At 50.9% G+C, this 18,310-nt stretch carries 15 protein-coding genes; 7 read left to right on the top strand and 8 right to left on the bottom strand.

From position 1 onward, the window contains the following. Nucleotides 1–56: 56 nt before the first annotated feature. Both yeiB and folE read right to left on the bottom strand, forming a co-directional pair. Nucleotides 57–1,214: a DUF418 domain-containing protein YeiB gene (gene yeiB, locus HV345_RS08590; protein WP_047500983.1), complete on the bottom strand. Its 1,158-nt coding sequence runs from the start codon at nucleotides 1,212–1,214 to the stop codon at nucleotides 57–59. A 14-nt stretch (nucleotides 1,215–1,228) separates the two neighbouring features. Then, on the bottom strand, nucleotides 1,229–1,897 hold the full coding sequence (folE, locus tag HV345_RS08585; protein WP_003027410.1) for a GTP cyclohydrolase I FolE: 669 nt from the start codon (nucleotides 1,895–1,897) through the stop codon (nucleotides 1,229–1,231). Nucleotides 1,898–2,219: 322 nt separating this feature from the next. On the opposite strand from folE, the gene fghA reads away from it, so the two are divergent. Both fghA and HV345_RS08575 read left to right on the top strand, forming a co-directional pair. Then, nucleotides 2,220–3,056 (top strand): S-formylglutathione hydrolase, encoded by an 837-nt coding sequence (fghA, locus tag HV345_RS08580; protein ID WP_047359174.1) that lies wholly within the window; start codon nucleotides 2,220–2,222, stop codon nucleotides 3,054–3,056. Nucleotides 3,057–3,404: 348 nt separating this feature from the next. Then, entirely contained in the window at nucleotides 3,405–5,390 is a 1,986-nt protein-coding gene (locus tag HV345_RS08575; protein ID WP_181636496.1) for a ligand-gated channel protein, read from the top strand. Between the two features lie 65 nt (nucleotides 5,391–5,455). Here HV345_RS08575 and lysP read toward each other — a convergent pair whose 3' ends face one another. Both lysP and yieE read right to left on the bottom strand, forming a co-directional pair. Then, nucleotides 5,456–6,925: a lysine-specific permease gene (gene lysP, locus HV345_RS08570; RefSeq protein ID WP_016153724.1), complete on the bottom strand. Its 1,470-nt coding sequence runs from the start codon at nucleotides 6,923–6,925 to the stop codon at nucleotides 5,456–5,458. A gap of 203 nt (nucleotides 6,926–7,128) precedes the next feature. Beyond that, on the bottom strand, nucleotides 7,129–8,001 hold the full coding sequence (yieE, locus tag HV345_RS08565; RefSeq protein ID WP_016153725.1) for a DNA-binding transcriptional regulator YeiE: 873 nt from the start codon (nucleotides 7,999–8,001) through the stop codon (nucleotides 7,129–7,131). A 244-nt stretch (nucleotides 8,002–8,245) separates the two neighbouring features. Here yieE and HV345_RS08560 point away from each other — a divergent pair, with 244 nt between their 5' ends. From HV345_RS08560 to HV345_RS08550, 3 genes are all read left to right on the top strand, one after another. Next, nucleotides 8,246–9,295 (top strand): YeiH family protein, encoded by a 1,050-nt coding sequence (locus HV345_RS08560; RefSeq protein WP_016153726.1) that lies wholly within the window; start codon nucleotides 8,246–8,248, stop codon nucleotides 9,293–9,295. A 71-nt stretch (nucleotides 9,296–9,366) separates the two neighbouring features. Next, nucleotides 9,367–10,224: a deoxyribonuclease IV gene (gene nfo, locus HV345_RS08555; protein ID WP_046275457.1), complete on the top strand. Its 858-nt coding sequence runs from the start codon at nucleotides 9,367–9,369 to the stop codon at nucleotides 10,222–10,224. 2 nt (nucleotides 10,225–10,226) lie between these two features. Beyond that, on the top strand, nucleotides 10,227–11,315 hold the full coding sequence (locus tag HV345_RS08550) for a sugar kinase (RefSeq protein ID WP_047359177.1): 1,089 nt from the start codon (nucleotides 10,227–10,229) through the stop codon (nucleotides 11,313–11,315). Nucleotides 11,316–11,358: 43 nt separating this feature from the next. On the opposite strand, the gene HV345_RS08545 is transcribed toward HV345_RS08550, so the two are convergent. From HV345_RS08545 to hypT, 4 genes are all read right to left on the bottom strand, one after another. Beyond that, nucleotides 11,359–12,609, bottom strand: a complete 1,251-nt coding sequence (locus tag HV345_RS08545) for a NupC/NupG family nucleoside CNT transporter (RefSeq protein WP_181636495.1) — start codon at nucleotides 12,607–12,609, stop codon at nucleotides 11,359–11,361. A gap of 96 nt (nucleotides 12,610–12,705) precedes the next feature. Next, nucleotides 12,706–13,641: a pseudouridine-5'-phosphate glycosidase gene (locus HV345_RS08540; protein WP_181636494.1), complete on the bottom strand. Its 936-nt coding sequence runs from the start codon at nucleotides 13,639–13,641 to the stop codon at nucleotides 12,706–12,708. Continuing rightward, nucleotides 13,629–14,570 (bottom strand): pseudouridine kinase, encoded by a 942-nt coding sequence (locus HV345_RS08535; protein WP_181636493.1) that lies wholly within the window; start codon nucleotides 14,568–14,570, stop codon nucleotides 13,629–13,631. Before HV345_RS08535 ends, HV345_RS08540 begins: the two co-directional genes overlap by 13 nt. A 303-nt stretch (nucleotides 14,571–14,873) precedes the next feature. Further along, on the bottom strand, nucleotides 14,874–15,785 hold the full coding sequence (hypT, locus tag HV345_RS08530; RefSeq protein WP_019077233.1) for a hypochlorite stress DNA-binding transcriptional regulator HypT: 912 nt from the start codon (nucleotides 15,783–15,785) through the stop codon (nucleotides 14,874–14,876). A gap of 353 nt (nucleotides 15,786–16,138) precedes the next feature. On the opposite strand from hypT, the gene HV345_RS08525 reads away from it, so the two are divergent. Continuing rightward, complete coding sequence (locus HV345_RS08525; protein ID WP_016153734.1) at nucleotides 16,139–16,858, top strand: aspartate/glutamate racemase family protein; 720 nt, start codon at nucleotides 16,139–16,141, stop codon at nucleotides 16,856–16,858. 76 nt (nucleotides 16,859–16,934) lie between these two features. Next, nucleotides 16,935–18,233, top strand: a complete 1,299-nt coding sequence (locus HV345_RS08520) for an anaerobic C4-dicarboxylate transporter (protein ID WP_016153735.1) — start codon at nucleotides 16,935–16,937, stop codon at nucleotides 18,231–18,233. Nucleotides 18,234–18,310 lie beyond the last annotated feature (77 nt).

The following is an 18,310-nucleotide window of genomic DNA, read 5'->3' as shown; positions in this document are numbered from 1 at the left end:
TGTCACAGGAATGAAAGCGCTTACATCCGTTTTGTTAATGAATGTGATCCAGATCGTTATCTGGATGTACGCGGCAATGATGTCCCCGCAGCACGCAGGGTTAATTGACGCCACAGCCATTCCACCGGACCCTGGCGGTAAAAACGTAGCCATATGACGGAGAAAAGTAGGTTAACGGCCCAAACCGGAATGACGAAATACAGCAGCTCCAGTCGGTCAAATTTCATAAATAAGCCGACCTGGTAAAACAGCGTGGTGCAGATTAAGGTTTGTAACAGATAGTTAGTTAATGCCATGCGCCCCACACAGGCGATGGCAATGACCCATTTTAAGCGGCTAAGCTGCGGCCAGAAGCCGAACATCAGCGCGGCGTAACCAATGGTTTGCAACGGCGCGCCCAGCTCTCGCGGGGCTTGTAGCAAGAAGGCACACCAGCGATATGCCCAGTCCAGATGCCACTGAGCGACGATAGCAGGCAGGTTAATCGCCATCCCGAGAATGACCAGCAATACACCGGTGCGTCGGTAATGCTGTAAGCTGTACTGCCCTTTTAACCAACCGCTGCGCATCAATGCCGCGCCGAGCAGCATCATCCCCGCCAGTTGCCAGCCGTACTGTGCGCCCAGCGCCAGCAAGCTATTGGACATCATATCCACGCGATTGCTGACGGCTTCCATTCCACCGTTTATTTTCCAGTATTTTTCATACAGCAACGCTGAGGCATCCGGCGTCCAGGCACGACTGGTCTCACTCCCGGAGATTACCCCAAGCAGCAGCAATACGCCAACGCCCACCAGATAAAGCAGTACGCCGGTGTTAAATAAGCTTTTCACCGACGGCGCATCACGGATCAACCGCCAACAAATCAGGCCGATTAAGCCATATGCCAGCAGGATATCGCCATCCCAGAAGAGTAAACCGTGAATAAAACCCAATAGAACCAGCAGCGTAAGCCGCGACTGGATCCAGCGTTTACCGCGCGGGAGCAGCATTTGCAGACCGGCACCGAACAGCAGCGCAAACAGCGTGAGGAATTTTACCTGCGCAAAGAGATCGAGCAGCGCCCAGGTCCAGGCGTCGGATAAGGTGATGTTGCCATACCACGCGGGATTGAGGTATGCCGCCTTTGGCAAGCCAAAGGCGCTAATATTGAGAAGCAGGATACCAAGAATGGCGACGCCACGAATAAAATCCAGCGTGACATTACGCTCCATGGTCCCTGCCCTAATCAGTTGTGATGACGTACTGCGCGCAGGAATTCCTGACGCGTGTTCTGGCTGGACTTAAACAATCCGCCAAGAGAAGTGGTCGTGGTCGCACTGGTCGCATCGCGAATGCCACGCGCCTTCACACAGTAATGTACCGCATCAATCGACACCGCCACATTATTCGTCCCGAGCAGCGTTTGCAGCGCGGTGAGAATTTGCTGGGTGAGACGTTCCTGAACCTGCGGACGCTGTGCGAAAAACTGCACAATGCGGTTAATCTTCGACAGACCAATGACCGAATCTTTTGGGATATACGCCACCGTCGCTTTGCCATCGATAGTAACAAAGTGGTGTTCGCAGGTGCTGGTCAGCGTGATATCGCGAACCGTGACCATCTCGTCCACCTTCATTTTGTTTTCAATGACGGTAATTTTCGGGAAGTTGGCGTAGTCGAGGCCGGAGAAAATCTCATCGACATACATTTTCGCAATGCGATGCGGAGTTTCCATCAAACTGTCATCGCTCAAATCGAGATTGAGCAACTGCATAATCTCGGTCATATGGCCCGAGATAAGACGTTTGCGCGTTTCGTTATCCATCTCTTGCACGGGCGGGCGTAGTGGCGTTTCAAGACCACGCGCGACCAGCGCTTCATGAACCAGGGCCGCTTCTTTACTGAGTGATGACATTTTTTCTTCTCCTGCAGGTGGGGCGCCTCTGCCCTGCATGGGGCAAAGTTTTTAGGCTGTGTCACAGCCAGAACATTGTGCGTGAGGCGGCGCACATAATCCAGTATTCACCGCGATAATTATTGAAATTGGCACAGCCTTTCAGCGTAGCTGATTTCACTTGTCGTTCTACCCGGCGACGTCGAGTGTTAATGTAAAGTTATATAGATGATGAAGTATGTTTGCTCAATGCGGAAGTGAAAGTTGCTCACAGTGCCATGAATAATCTGTATTATGGTGAGTTCGCAAACATATTCAGGTTCAACACAACAAGGAGCCCCGCATGGAAATGCTTGAAGAGCACCGCTGTTTTGAAGGCTGGCAGCAACGCTGGCGTCACGACTCCGCCACGTTAAATTGCACCATGACCTTCAGTATTTTTCTTCCTCCCCCGCGCGATAACACCCCACCTCCGGTGCTGTACTGGCTGTCGGGTCTGACATGCAATGATGAAAACTTCACGACTAAAGCCGGCGCACAACGCATCGCGGCTGAGCTGGGCATTGTACTGGTGATGCCGGACACCAGTCCGCGCGGCGAGCAGGTTGCCAATGATGATGGCTACGATTTAGGCCAGGGGGCGGCATTTTACCTCAATGCCACCCAACAGCCATGGGCAACGCATTTTCGCATGTATGACTATCTGCGTGATGAGCTGCCGGCACTGATTCAATCGCAGTTTAACGTCAGCGATCGCTGCGCCATCAGTGGACACTCCATGGGCGGTCACGGCGCATTGATTATGGCGCTGAAAAATCCCGGGAAATACACCAGCATTTCCGCCTTTGCACCGATCGTAAATCCTTGCCGCGTTCCGTGGGGGGAGAAGGCTTTTAGCGCGTATCTGGGTGAAGATAAATCACAGTGGGCCGAGTGGGACAGCTGCGAGTTAATGTTGGCCAGCAAGCCCGCAGACGCGATTCCGACGCTTATTGATCAAGGAGACAGCGATCAGTTTCTCGCCGATCAGCTGCAACCCGCGGTACTAGCCGAAACGGCCCGTCAAACCGCATGGCCAATGACGCTACGCATCCAGCCAGGTTACGACCATAGCTATTACTTTATTGCGTCGTTTATTGAGGATCACCTGCGCTTCCACGCCCAGTATTTGTTGAAGTAACGCCTGAGTGAGGGCGCCAGCCCTCTTCATTTCTCCATCATTCCTTCACTTTTTCTCCTTTTTTCTTTCTCCACTATCCTATTGATTTAAAAAGCATTACCCTCAAAACAAGATCAAACACAAATGATTTCGATTATCATTTGTGTTTACAAACATTCATACTTTTGTACAATCCATTCGCTTCTTTACTGAAAAGAGTCCTTAAAAGACAAATACATACAATTGTCATGGCCTTTCACATGACGCGCTGATCGTTACCCTAAATAATTCGAGTTGTATGAACGCGCGTAGCCACGCATCTGCAACTTGAAGTATGCCGGGTAAATTCATTTAAATGGAATGATACAAATGACTATACCTCACGTTAAGGCTGTAGCTGCCGCAGTATGCGTCGCCAGTCTCCCATCACTCGGGCATGCCGCTGAACAAGACACCGTGGTGGTTACCGCCACCGGCTTCGAACAGAAAATTCAGGACGCTCCCGCTTCGATATCTGTTATTACCAAGCAGCAGATTGAGGACAAAGCCTATCGCGATGTTACCGATGCGCTAAAAGATGTCCCTGGCGTCGTCGTCACCGGCGGGGGTAGCAGCAGCGATATCAGTATTCGTGGTATGGCTTCGCAATACACGCTCTTCCTGGTCAACGGTAAACGCATCAGCACACGCGGCACACGTCCTAACAGCGACAACTCAGGTATTGAGCAAGGTTGGCTGCCGCCGCTGGAATCCATCGAGCGTATCGAGGTAATCCGTGGCCCAATGTCATCTCTGTACGGCTCCGATGCGATGGGCGGCGTCATCAACGTCATCACCAAGAAAGTGTCGAATACCAAAGCCTGGACCGGCTCTCTGCACGGCGATGCCACTTTCCAGGAAGACAGAGACTCCGGCGATATTTATCAGACCAACGCCTATGCGTCTGGGCCACTGATTGACGGATTACTCGGCGCAAAAGTGACCGGATTATTCTCTCATCGGGCGGAGGACAAAATCCTCAATGGCTACAATGAACAGCGTATGCGTAACGGGGGCTTAACCCTGAACTTTACGCCAGATGATAAAAATGACATCGACTTCGATTACGCACGTGAACTGCAGGATCGCGATAGCACGCCAGGCAAATCCATGGCCGAGGAAAGCTGCCGCAACGGAAGCTGCAAGCCCAACAGTAAAAGCGAAAACAAGTATGTGCACACAACGTATTCACTAACCCACAGCGGTTATTACGACGACTTCAACTCCACCAGCTATGTCCAGCAGGAAGAGACCGAAAACCCAGGTCGCCAGATGAAGTCCTACAACACGATTTTCAATAACCAGAACCAGGTCTTCCTTGGGGCGCACACCCTGACGTTGGGCGGGCAATACCGTTACGAAAAACTGAGTGATAACGGCAACCAGCTGCAAGCTGCTGATGGACTGAACAAACTGACCCGCTGGAGCTGGGCGCTGTTTGCTGAAGATGAGTGGGCCGTTACCGATACCTTCACGCTGACTGGCGGTCTGCGTATGGATAAAGATGAAAACTACGGCGACAACTGGACGCCGCGCGGTTATGGCGTATGGCATCTGAGCGATCAATGGACCTTAAAAGGCGGCGTTTCAGCGGGCTATCGCGCACCGGATCTGCGCCAGTCGTCTGCCAGTTGGGGACAGGTCACCGGCGGCGGTAGACTGAACGGAATCATTGTCGGCAACCCGGACCTGAAGCCGGAGAAAAGCCTCAGCGAAGAGATCGGTTTACTGTGGGATAACGGCAACGATCTCAACGCGGGCGTCACGCTGTTCAATACTGACTTCAAAGACAAAATCACCGAAGTGCGCCGCTGTAACAGCAGCTCCGATCCGGCCTGTACCATCGGCAATACCCACTATGACTTCGTCAGCGATCGCTTTAACGTCGATAAAGCCAATATGCGCGGCGTAGAATCCACTTTCGGCTGGAAGATGACTTCCGACATCAACTGGACGGCGAATTACACTTACACGGAATCTGAACAGAAAAGCGGTCAGTTCTCCGGTCAGCCATTGAACAAAATGCCAAAGCATATGTTCAACACCACGCTGGACTGGCAGGCCACGCAGGATCTCGGTTTCTGGAGCCGTCTGAATCTGCGCGGGAAAACGTCTGAATACCTGAGCCGTACTTCCATGGCGCAGGGCACCCCGTCCTATACTCAGGTCGATGTTGGTTTGCGCTATTATGCAAACAAAGATCTGCTGATGACCGCTGGCGTGTATAACGTGCTGGATAAGCAAATCGATTACGATACCTACGACACTGTTCTCGATGGTCGTCGTTACACGGTTGGCCTGACTTACAGCTTCTAAGTCTGGCGCAATAAAAAAACCCCGGCACTCATCATGCCGGGGTTTTTGTTATGCTTTTTATACTGTTATTTCTTCACGCGATCCGGGAATTTCATTTCGCTGTAGCGAACAAAATGAGTTCCTTTCGCCAGCTTATAGCCAAACCAGATAATCAGGAACAGCGGGATACCGATATAGGTTGCCATCACGCCGCCCCAGTCAATGCTATCTTTCAGGAACGCTTCGTAGTTCTGGCCCAGAGTGATAATCAGGCACAGCACAAAGGCGAAGATCGGACCCAGTGGGAAGAAGCCAGAACGGTACGGCAGATCCTTCACATCGTGCCCCTGCAGTACATAACCGCGACGGAAACGATAGTGGCTAATCGCGATCCCCAGCCAGGCGATAAAGCCCGTCATCCCGGAGGTGTTCAGCAGCCAGAGGTACACGGTCTGGTTACCAAACATCGAGGTCAGGAAACACAGCCCCGCCACCACAGTCGTCGCATACAGCGCGTTACGCGGAACACCGCCACGAGACAGTTTGCCGAAAATACGCGGCGCTTTACCGTCGCATGCCAGGGTGTAAAGCATACGCGTGGAGGCATACATCCCGGAGTTACCCGCTGACAGTACCGCCGTCAGGATAACCGCGTTCATTACTGCTGCGGCTGACAGCAGACCCGCATGCTGGAATACCAACGTGAACGGGCTAACGCTGATGTCTTTCACATCGTTGCGCAGCAGGCTCGGATCGGTGTACGGGATAATCAGGCTGATAATCAAAATCGCGAACACATAGAACAGCAGGATTCGCCAAAACACCTGACGCACCGCACGTGGAATGTTCTTTTCAGGATCTTCAGATTCGCCTGCCGCGATACCGATCAGCTCTGTTCCCTGGAAGGAGAAGCCGACGATCATCGCCACGCCAATCATAGCGGCAAAACCCCCGGCAAACGGAGCATCACCGGTCGTCCAGTTGCTCCAGCCCACCGGCTGAGTGCCTTTGAAGATACCGAAAATCATCATCACGCCAACCACGATGAAGATAATTACAGTGGTAACTTTGATCAGCGAGAACCAGTATTCCGCTTCACCAAATCCGCGAACGGAAATGTAGTTCAGCAGGAAGATAACGCCGAGGAACAGTGCGCTCCAGATCCAGCCCGGCGTGTCCGGGAACCACCAGCTCATCACCAGCTGTGCGGCCACCAGGTCAACGGCAATCGTTACCGCCCAGTTGTACCAGTAGTTCCAGCCCAGCGCGAAGCCAAAGCCTTCTTCTACGTAGTTTTGACCGTAAGTGGAGAACGAGCCGGAAACCGGCATATAGGCAGCCAGTTCACCGAGGCTGGTCATTAGGAAGTACACCATCAGACCGATCAGGATATAAGAGAACAACGCGCCGCCAGGACCCGCCGCAGAAATAGTTGCACCAGATGCAACGAAAAGACCTGTACCGATGGAGCCTCCAATGGCAATCATCGTCAGGTGACGCGCCTTCAGTTCACGACGTAGCGTGGGCGCTTCTGTGGTTTTAGTTTCGGAAACCATGTGAAAATGCTATCCATCCAAAAAATGAGGCGCGATTGTAGCAGACGAAATGGCATTCTTCCGGCACAAATGCGCTGTTATAAGAGACCTTCATGACTGGCCGCGGATTATAAGTAAAGCAGAAAACGGGCGGCACAAGGCGGTTAAGACGTAACAGCCATTATGGATAGGGTGGCCTGACGAGAGTTAGCGCGCTATTCGCCCTACTCAACCTGGTCGCTGTAATATAAAAAACGCGTAATGGCATTGGAGATATGTTTTTGCCGGTGATGAACGCGCCAGAGAGTGCGCACTAAACGCGGCAGTGGCACGGTAACTTCGCTCAGCGTCCCTGCCTGTAACTGCTCCGCAATGACCCGACGCGACAAACAGCTGATCCCGAGACCATGGCGCACCGCATGCTTAATGGCCTCGGAGTTCCCCAACTCCATCGCCATCTGAAATCTTGGCAGATGAGACAACAGCAGGTAATCCACCAGTTCACGCGTACCCGATCCTCGCTCACGCAGGATCCACGGCGAAGCAGCCAGCTGCTCCAGCGTAACGGGCCCCTTTGTGAGCGGTGACGACGGTGCGGCAAACACCACCAGTTCGTCCTCCAGCCACGGTTCAGAGATGATTTCCGTACTGTGACACGGCCCTTCAATCAGCCCGATGTCTACCCGAAAATCCAGCACCGCATTGATCACGTCCTGGCTGTTGCCCACGCTAAGCTCCAGCGGTAAATCGGGAAAGTCCTGGCGATAACGGGCGATCATGGCGGGCAGAATATAATTACCGATGGTGCTACTGGCATAGACCCGAATGGCGCCATTATCTTTGCGAAAAAGCTGTTCGATTTCGGTGGTTTGCTCAAGTAACGCCAGCGCGCGCGGATAAAGCAAGCGTCCGTGTTCGTTAACCACCAGCCGTTTGCCGACACGGTCAAACAGTTGCACGCCAAGTTGCCCTTCCAGATCGGTAAGCGCCGCACTCACCGCCGACTGCGACAATGCCAGCATGACAGATGCCTGGGTCGTTGAGCCGCTTTTTAGTACCTCAGCAAACACTTCAAGTTGTCGCAGGGTGATATGCATAGTCGTTTTCCACCGGATAGCCGTTACTTATACCCTAAATAATTCGAGTTGCAGGAAGGCGGCAAGAGAGAGCATCCCCCGGAGCGTACTTAAGTACGTGACTGGGGTGAACGAGCGCAGCCAACGCACATGCAACTTGAAGTATGACGGGTATACCACTTATATAGATTAATTATAAATATATAATCAATTTTATTTTTAAACCACTTCGCCTTACTCTTTTACCCAGATAAAGGAGAAGGATATGACAGAACTCACCTTACAGACTCATCGTCGTACAGCGTGGCATTTTATTCCGGGGCTTGCCCTGAGTGCAGTTATCACTGGGGTCGCCTTATGGGGAGGATCCATTCCCGCCGTCGCAGGTGCCGGATTCAGCGCCCTCACCTTAGCCATCTTATTGGGGATGATTCTCGGCAACACCGTCTATCCGCACATCTGGAAAAGCTGTGACGGCGGCGTGCTTTTCGCGAAACAACATTTATTACGTCTGGGGATTATCCTCTACGGTTTCCGCCTCACCTTCGCGCAAATTGCTGACGTCGGCGTCAGCGGTATCGTGATTGATGTATTAACGCTAAGCAGCACCTTTATGATTGCCTGTTTCCTGGGGCAGAAAGTATTTGGTCTGGACCGTCACACCAGCTGGCTGATTGGCGCGGGTAGCAGCATTTGTGGTGCCGCCGCCGTGCTGGCAACCGAACCAGTGGTGAAAGCAGAAGCCAGTAAAGTGACCGTCGCTGTCGCCACCGTGGTTATCTTCGGTACTATCGCTATCTTCCTGTATCCGGCGATGTATCCGTTGCTTTCACACTGGTTTAGCCCAGAAACCTACGGCATTTACATTGGCTCCACCATGCATGAAGTTGCACAGGTTGTGGCTGCCGGGCACGCCATTAGCCCGGATGCGGAAAACGCCGCGGTTATTGCCAAAATGCTGCGCGTCATGATGCTAGCACCGTTCCTTATCCTCCTGGCCGCACGCGTTAAACAACTGTCTCCGGCCACGGGCGGTGAGAAGAGCAAAATAACCATTCCATGGTTTGCCATCCTGTTCATTGTGGTCGCAATTTTTAACTCGTTCCACCTGCTGCCACAGTCAGTAGTGAACATGCTGGTAACGCTGGACACCATTTTGCTGGCAATGGCGATGGCGGCCCTGGGGTTGACCACGCACGTTAGCGCGCTGAAAAAAGCCGGTGCCAAACCGTTACTGATGGCCCTGCTGCTGTTTGTCTGGCTGATTGTGGGTGGTGGTGCGATTAACGTCGCTATCCACGCGCTGATGGCATAAACGATCACGACTCACCTCTATTAACCCGCTATACTCTCCCTTTTTGTATTTGAGTATGGCGGGTTAAATTTATGAAATATATCGGAGCGCACGTAAGCGCCGCTGGCGGTCTGGCTAACGCCGCTATTCGAGCCGCAGAAATCGAAGCGACCGCATTCGCCCTGTTCACCAAAAATCAGCGCCAGTGGCGTGCCGCGCCGCTGACCACCGAAATCATTGATGATTTTAAATCTGCCTGCGAGAAGTATCATTATACTGCCGCCCAAATCCTGCCTCACGACAGTTACCTGATTAACCTCGGTCATCCGGTTAGCGATGCGCTGGAAAAATCACGTGATGCGTTTATAGATGAAATGCAGCGCTGTGAACTGCTGGGCTTATCCTTGCTGAACTTTCACCCGGGCAGCCATTTGATGCAGATCCCGGAAGATGAGTGTCTGGCGCGCATTGCCGAATCCATCAACATCGCCCTTGCTCAGACCCAGGGCGTTACGGCAGTTATCGAAAATACCGCCGGACAAGGCAGCAACCTTGGATTTAAGTTTGAGCACCTTGCCGCCATTATCGACGGCGTTGAAGATAAGTCCCGCGTCGGCGTCTGTATTGATACCTGCCATGCCTTCGCGGCCGGTTACGATTTGCGCTCCGTCGAGGAATGCGAAAAGACGTTTGCGGAATTTGAACGTATTGTCGGCTTCAGGTACCTACGCGGTATGCACCTGAACGACGCCAAGAGCGCATTTGGCAGTCGCGTTGACCGTCACCACAGCTTAGGTGAAGGCAATATTGGCCACGATGCCTTCCGTTGGATCATGCAGGACAATCGTTTTGACGGCATTCCGCTGGTGCTCGAAACGATTAATCCGGATATCTGGGCAGAAGAGATTGCCTGGCTGAAAGCCCAGCAAACAGAAAAAGCGGTGGCATAATCATGAACGACAGGGAAAAGCAGATCCTTAAGATCCTGCGTCGCAATCCGTTGATTCAGCAGAATGAAATCGCCGATATTTTGCAGATCAGCCGTTCACGCGTTGCTGCGCATATTATGGATTTGATGCGTAAAGGCATGATTAAAGGTAAAGGTTATATCCTTACCGAACAGGATTATTGCGTGGTTGTCGGGGCGATCAATATGGATATTCGTGGTGTTGCTGACATCCACTATCCTCAGGCTGCCTCTAACCCTGGTAACATTCACTGCTCGGCAGGCGGCGTGGGACGCAACATCGCCCACAACCTGGCGCTGCTGGGCCGTGACGTCCACTTAATTTCCGCTGTTGGCAGTGATTTCTATGGCGAAACATTGCTGGAACAAACGCGTCAGGCCGGTGTTAACGTTTCCAGTTGCATACGCCTGCATGGACATAACACCTCAACTTACCTGTCGATCGCTAATCAGCAGGAAGAGACCGTACTGGCAATTAACGATACCCATATCCTGCAACAATTGACGCCGCAGTTACTGAACAGTTCGCGAGATTTGATCCGCCATTCCGGTGTCGTACTGGCAGATTGCAATCTGACTGCCGAAGCCATTGAGTGGGTCTTTACTATTGCTGATGATATTCCGGTATTCATTGACACCGTTTCAGAGTTTAAAGCGGCAAAAATGAAGACCTGGTTTACGCGTATTCATACGCTAAAACCAACGCAGAAAGAGCTGGCGATTTTGTGGGGTCAACCTATTCATTCAGATGCCGATCGCGTACTGGCCGTCAATAGTCTCCATCAGCAAGGGGTAAAACGAATCTTTGTTTGCCTGGAAGATGAATCCGTTTTTTGCAGCGAAAAGGACGGAGAACAGTTTTTACTGACGCCTCCTGAGCATACGGTTGTAGACAGTTTTGGCGCCGACGATGCTTTTATGGCGGGATTGCTGTACAGCTTTCTGGAAGGTAGTGAATTTCGTGAAAGCGCTCACTTTGCCATGGCCTGCGCGGCATTATCGCGAGCCAGCGTCAGCATCAACAACCCAACCCTCTCAGCAGATAACGCCTTGTATTTGCTGCAAACTGCTTAAATGTAATGCCGGATGGCGCTACGCGTATCCGGCATTATTTTCGCTATGCCAGCCCGATAAAGAAACCGGCTATAGTGGCGCTCATCAGGTTTGACAGCGTTGCTGCTGCCAGCGCGCGCATGCCAAGCTGCGCGATTTCCGGGGCACGCTGTGGCGCTATCGCCGAAAATGCCCCGACGACAACGCCAATCGAACCAAAGTTAGCGAAACCGCACAGCGCAAACGAGATAATCGCAATGGTCTTCACATCCAGCGTTCCACCCGTTTGCAGATACGGCGAGAAGTTGAGATAAGCGACAAACTCATTAATCGCCAGCTTCTGTCCGATCAGGCTGCCTGCCAGCGTCGCATCGCCCCAGTCCACACCCATAATCCACGCCAGCGGGGCTAGCGCATAGCCAAAGATCCCTTCCAGAGTGGCGTGACCAAAGCCAAACCACCCACCAATTCCACCAATAATGCCGTTAATCAGCGCGATAATGGCGACAAATGCCATTACGACCGTCGCCACGCCAGCGGCAATTTTCAGCCCGGTCATCGCTCCGCTCGCCGCTGCTTCGATGATGCTTTTCGGTGGCGTTTCAGTAAATGACAGGTTCTCAAAGGTGACGCAAGATTCTTCAGTTGCCGGACTCAGCATACGCGCGAACAAAATACCGCCAGGAATTGCCATCAACGATGCCGCCAGCAAATAGTCAATCGGAACGCCCATTCCGGCGTAACCAATCATCATTGAGCCAGCAATCGAGGCCATCCCACTACAAATAGCGGTAAACAGCTCATTGCGATTCAGGCGGTCAATAAACGGCTTCACGATCGCCGGGATCTCGTTTTGCCCGAGAAAAATCGTCGTTACGGCGACAAATGACTCGATCTTACTGATGTTCAGCGCTTTCTGGAAAATACCGCCGAGGATGCGGATCAACAGCCCCATCACGCCAATGTAGTAGAGAAGACTGATCAGTGCGGTCACAAAAATGATGGCCGGAAGCACCCGAAAAGCGAAGATAAACCCGGCTCCGTCAAAAAGCACATCCATTTTTGGCCCTACCAGGGAGCCAAAGATAAATGCGCTTCCCGCGTCACTGTATGACATTACCTTGTGGACACCGAGCGCAGCCTGTTCAACCAGCCATTTTCCTGGCGGGAAGTACAGCATAATGCCGCCGATTGCGATTTGCAGTACCAGTGCAGCCCCGACCGTACGCAGACTTATACGTTTTTTATTTACTGACAGCAGAAACGCGATGGCCAGTAATACCACCATACCCACAACACTTCTCATTATATCCATAATGAAATTCCCTTCATGCCAGGAAACCCGGCGTTATCGCCAGGTTTTGGTAGGTTTGATATTCGCGGGCGACCGCATTCTGCCCGGGAAATTCTGTCAGACGAGGCGCTGATACTCCTTCGCAATTTCACAGGCCAGTACCGCATTGTTGAACACCAGCTGAATATTTGATTTCAGGCTGTCACCACCGGTCAGCTCTGCAACCCGCGCTAACAGGAACGGCGTACTCTCTTTGCCCACAATGCCCTGATCTTCCGCTTCTTTTACCGCCCGATCGATTGCCGCATTAATTTTCTCTTCAGCCATCGCAAACTGCTCTGGGATGGGGTTCGCAACAACCAGACCGCCGTCGAGACCCGTTTGCCATTTCACCGCCATGGCACGGGCAATCTCTTTCGCACTGTCCAGACGGATGCTGACCTCAAACGGACTGGTACGGCAGAAAAATGCTGGCAACGCGTTGGTTTGATAACCAATTAACGGCACCCCAAAGGTTTCTAAATATTCAGTAGTTAAGCCGAGATCAAGAATAGATTTCGCCCCGGCACAAATTACCGTGACATTGGTATGCGCCAGTTCTTGCAGATCCGCGGAAATATCAAAGGTATGTTCAGCACCACGATGAACTCCACCGATTCCCCCTGTCGCAAATACTTTAATTCCCGCCAGGGCGGCAATAATCATGGTTGAGGCAACCGTCGTTGCACCATTTTTTCCTGCCGCGACCACAAACGGCAAATCACGACGACTTACTTTCGTAACGCTATTACCTTCTCGCCCAAGCAGCTCAATTTCATCTTTGCTTAAACCAACTTTCATTATTCCGCCAATAATGGCAATGGTCGCAGGAACAGCACCGTGTTTACGAATAGTTTCTTCTACTTCAATCGCTGTCTGGGCATTCTGCGGAAATGGCATACCATGAGAAATAATGGTTGATTCAAGTGCAACAATCGGCTTCTTACTGTTTAATGCTTCCTGTACTTCTGGAGATATTTGTAATAATTCAGAGGAAAGAGTTAATTCAGACATTCTGTGTTCTCCACTAATGAGCTTACATTCGCAACAGACAAATCAGGGTTATTGGTATATTCACAGGCTAACGCCATTGATGAACAACCCTGCGCAAATCGAACCGAATCAATAAAGGGCATGCCGTCTACCCAGCAGGAAGCCAGTCCAGCCATCATCGCATCGCCAGCCCCGGTAACATTAATGACGTGAGTTTTAATCGGCAGCGACCAACCACGACTCCCCGCAATATCACTGTAATAAACACCGTCGCCGCCCATGCTGAGCACCAGCCTATTTAAGCCGCGATCATGAAACCAGGCGGCAACTTTACCCACGTCATCACGCCCGGATAGCGCAATACCGCTTAGCGTTTCGGCTTCAAGCCGGTTGGGTTTAAGAGTGTGAATTTGTCCAAGCCGCTCGCGAATTTTGACGCATTTCCATGCCGATACCGGGTCAACAAACACCGGAACCTCTCCGGCATTTTCCAGCACCCATGCCAGGACATCTTCGCTGATATTGCAATCGGCGACGATGACTTTCGCCTGCCGAATAAAATCATGATGCTGTGATAAAAAATCTGCTGAAATATGTTCGGTAATACTCATATCATTAATGGCAACCAACATTTCACCGGTGTTATCAAGCAATGATAAATAACTGGACGTATTCTCTCCGGGAACGATAAGACACTTATCAACATGAACTCCGGATTGATTGGTTTGCGCCAATAACGATTGTCCATAAAAATCATTACCAACCGCCGTCAGTAACCATGAATTTTTCCCCAGCAGCGCGAGATTATGTGCAATGTTACGTCCAACTCCGCCGGGGGTGAATTTTATCTTTCCTGGATTCGAATCCGCATAATTTAGAGAAGCATGCGAATACCCAGCAACATCCATATTGGCCGAGCCAATAGTTACTATGTATTCCTTTTCACGCATAGCACGTCCCCTGGCAATTAACTTGCCACAAATGAGTTCGTTAAAAATAACCAACGCCACACATCAGGTTATTAGAGCACATGTTCACTATCAAACATATGTTCATAGTAAGCGTGTTTTTGACAAAGTAAATCCATATTCAAGATCTAAACTCAATAGATATGAACAGAATCACAATTTTTTATAGATACAGTCTGTAAAGGAAAGAGAAAATGAGAGGTAGTACACAATTCAAGCAGTCTAAAGAGTTTAACTCCGGCATAACCGGAGATTTTTCAGATGCGCCAGACGATCCGGTTCGTATCAACTGAGCGAAACAAGGTCCTCTGGCATATGGTTGTACAAAATCCGCCAGAAGTGCTCAGCCGTTTTATTCAACCGGGTATCCATTCGGTAAATATAAGCCTGAATAGGCACCATCAGTTCCGGCGTCTGCAGACAAACCAGCCGCTTTTCGCGCAGTTCGTTTACGATTGTCCACGCCGGCAGCCAGGCGATACCATGCCCATCCAATGCCATATTTTTTAATAACTCACTCATCGAAGACATAAACAGCGTACGGGCTGAAATGCCGCCTACTTCCGCCAGATGACGGTTTACCAATCTTCCCATGTAGGATGTGCTGGTATAGTTCAGAATTGGTGCCTGCGACTGATAGATATCAAACAACGCCTTACCCTGCGCATCAGCAGCACACACGGGGTACAGTTCAGACTCAAAAACCTTCAAGCCGCAGAAAGGTGACTGCATTAAATCTTCATCCCGAAAGGAGATAATAAAATCGCTTTTCCCCTCGCGCAGAGTATTCACCGCCTGAACAACATCAATAGCTTCAACGTGATAGACAAACTCCTCACCCCAGGCCGCCATTGAGTGCACCAATCTGGGCAACATCGTCAGCGACAGAGAATGTGCCGCCGCTATTTTGATATTGGGTACACCCAGTAAATTGTGGCCGCTTAGCTCATCCAGATTGCATTCCAGCTGTTGCAACAAACTACGGGTTTGCGAATGAAATAGTTTGCCCTCCTCCGTGAGTTGCAGTGGGCTCGTTGTGCGATCAAAAAGCAGCACACCCACGGCTGATTCGAGCGCCTTGATCCGTCGACTAAATGCTGGTTGGGATATGTTACGCTCCTCAGCCGCCTGGGAAAAATGACGGCATGCCTCCAACGTCAGAAAGTCATATAACCATTTTGTCTCAATATTTTTCATGCTTATCACGCGGATATTTAAATATGCCTATTAGCCTTAAAGCATCATGCCTGAATAGTTCCGGAGATGACATTCATCATTAGCGCCTGGTGATTCGTTTTTTGCATCAAGGCTTCATTTTTAACATTAACATACTTCTCTCCCTATCGGTTACGACCGGTTGTCCGCCGCGTAACGCGGAGCCTCTGGCCGAATACCGGCCTGCTGAGGTTACACAATAAACCACAGTCATGCGGTTTTTGCATTGAACCATACATTATTGCATTTCTCCTCACGTCTCACTGCTGTTAAACATTATCAGCAGACACAACCCAGCTCTGAATATTAATCATCGGTGAATTGAGGTATATATCGTGAAAGGTTTAATTGGCGTGCTTGGTGGTATGGGACCTGCTGCAACGGTCGATCTGTTTAATAAATTCGTCACTTTTACCGCTGCGCAACGTGACCAGGAACATATCCCCTTAATTATTTCATCTATTCCTGACATTCCTGACCGAACCGACGCGTTAATGCATCATGGTCATTCCCCACTTCCGGCAATGCGCGATTATATGCATAAACTCGAAGATGCTGGCGCCGAGTGTATTGTGATCCCCTGTAACACCGCCCACTTTTGGTTTAATGAATTAAAAGCGTGCTGCCATACAGAGCTGCTCAGTATCGTTGAAACGACCATCAATGAGGTTAAAAACTGCGGGAAATCGCAAATCGGATTACTCGCCACCAACGCCACTTTATACATGGGCCTCTATCAAAAAGGCATAGAATCTCTTGGGTTAACCTGCATCAGCCCTGACTCATCCAGTCAGGAAAAAGTGATGGAAAGTATCTATTGCTTAAAAGCTGGTGATGCTAAGCGGGCGCAAACGCTGATGAATGAACAGGCTGAAGCACTCTTCTCACGCGGGGCACAAGTCATCGTGCTCGGATGTACTGAAGTTCCTGTCATTCTTGCCGAAGCAGTCAACAAGTCACCTGAGAAATATATTGATTCAACCGGTTCGTTGGTTCGTGCCGGTATTAAATGGTACGAGAAACGCGTTGGTAAAAATCACCTTTTGGCACAATGAATGTCCATACCTGTTTAATTGTTGCATTAAATAAAAATCCATTTTAATTACAAATTACTCTCTGGCGGAGGCCATTATGATTTGGCTAGAAATTATCGTAGTGTTGGGCGCAATATTTTTCGGTATCCGTCTTGGCGGAATTGGTATTGGTTTATGCGGCGGGCTGGGGCTGGCTATTTTAACGCTGGGATTTGGGCTGCAAATTGGTTCCCCCCCCGTTGACGTTATTCTTATTATTATGACGGTGGTGGTGGCGGCATCGGCGCTACAGGCCGCCGGAGGCATGGATTATCTGGTTCGCATTGCCGGGAATTTTATGCGCCGTAACCCTAAATATATCAATATTATTGCGCCGATTATCACCTGGTCGATGACGATTATGGCGGGAACAGGGTTCATCGTCTTTTCTACTCTGCCAGTGATTGCCGAAGTTGCCAAAGAGTCAGGTATTCGCCCTTCTCGTACGCTCGCAGGCTCCGTAGTCGCTTCTCAGGTGGCGATATCCGGTTCGCCGATCAGTGCCGCAATGGCCGCTATGCTGACTATTATGGAAGGCAACGGTATCAGCTTTATTCAGGTCATGGCGGTTTGTCTGCCTGCCTCATTTGTCGCCGCGATGGTCGCCGCTTTTATCGCCTCACGTCAGGGATGTGAGCTACAGGATGATGAAGTCTATCTGGAACGCCTGCAAAAAGGACTGGTGCGTAAATATGCAGGGCAAAACAGCACAACGCCAGGTGCCAGACTGTCAGTCGCCCTGTTTATGCTGGCAACGGTGGTCATCGTTATTCTTGCCGCATGCCCTCAATTGCGCCCTGGATTCGATGCAGGTAACGCAATGAATACCCGGGATATTATCATTATCTGCATGCTAGCTGCCGCATGTCTGATGGTGGTGCTATGCAAAACATCAACAGACGCGATTGTCCTGACATCCACGTTTCGCGCGGGTATGAGTTCGTTGGCTGTGATTCTGGGGATTGTTACGCTGGGCACAACTTTCATTGATGCCCACTTAACGGGGATAAAGGATATCGCGGGCGATATTCTACGGGCTTATCCGATGCTGTTGGCGCTGGTGCTGTTTGGTACCTGCGCGCTTCTCTATTCGCAGGGAGCCACCACGCCGCTGATTATCCCTCTTGCCGTCGCGCTCGGCGTACCCACATGGGCCATTCTGGCTTCCTATGTCGCAGTGACCGGCGTGTTTGTTCTGCCAACTTATCCAACTTCGCTGGCGGCAATGGAGTTCGACACCACCGGGACAACGCGCGTGGGTAAGTATGTCTTAAACCATCCGTTTATGTTGCCAGGGCTTGGCGGGATCATTGCTGGCGTTGCCTTTGGTTTTATCATCGCGCCAATGATTGCCTGAACCGGTTTAACACTACCAGGCAGATTTAATGGATAAAAAAAGGGGCAGAGAAATCTCTGCCCCGGATGTCAGCGTTA

Origin of the sequence: Citrobacter sp. RHBSTW-00986 (assembly GCF_013783065.1) — a bacterium.
Lineage (GTDB): Bacteria > Pseudomonadota > Gammaproteobacteria > Enterobacterales > Enterobacteriaceae > Citrobacter > Citrobacter braakii.
This window is presented reverse-complemented; position numbering and strand designations above follow the sequence as displayed.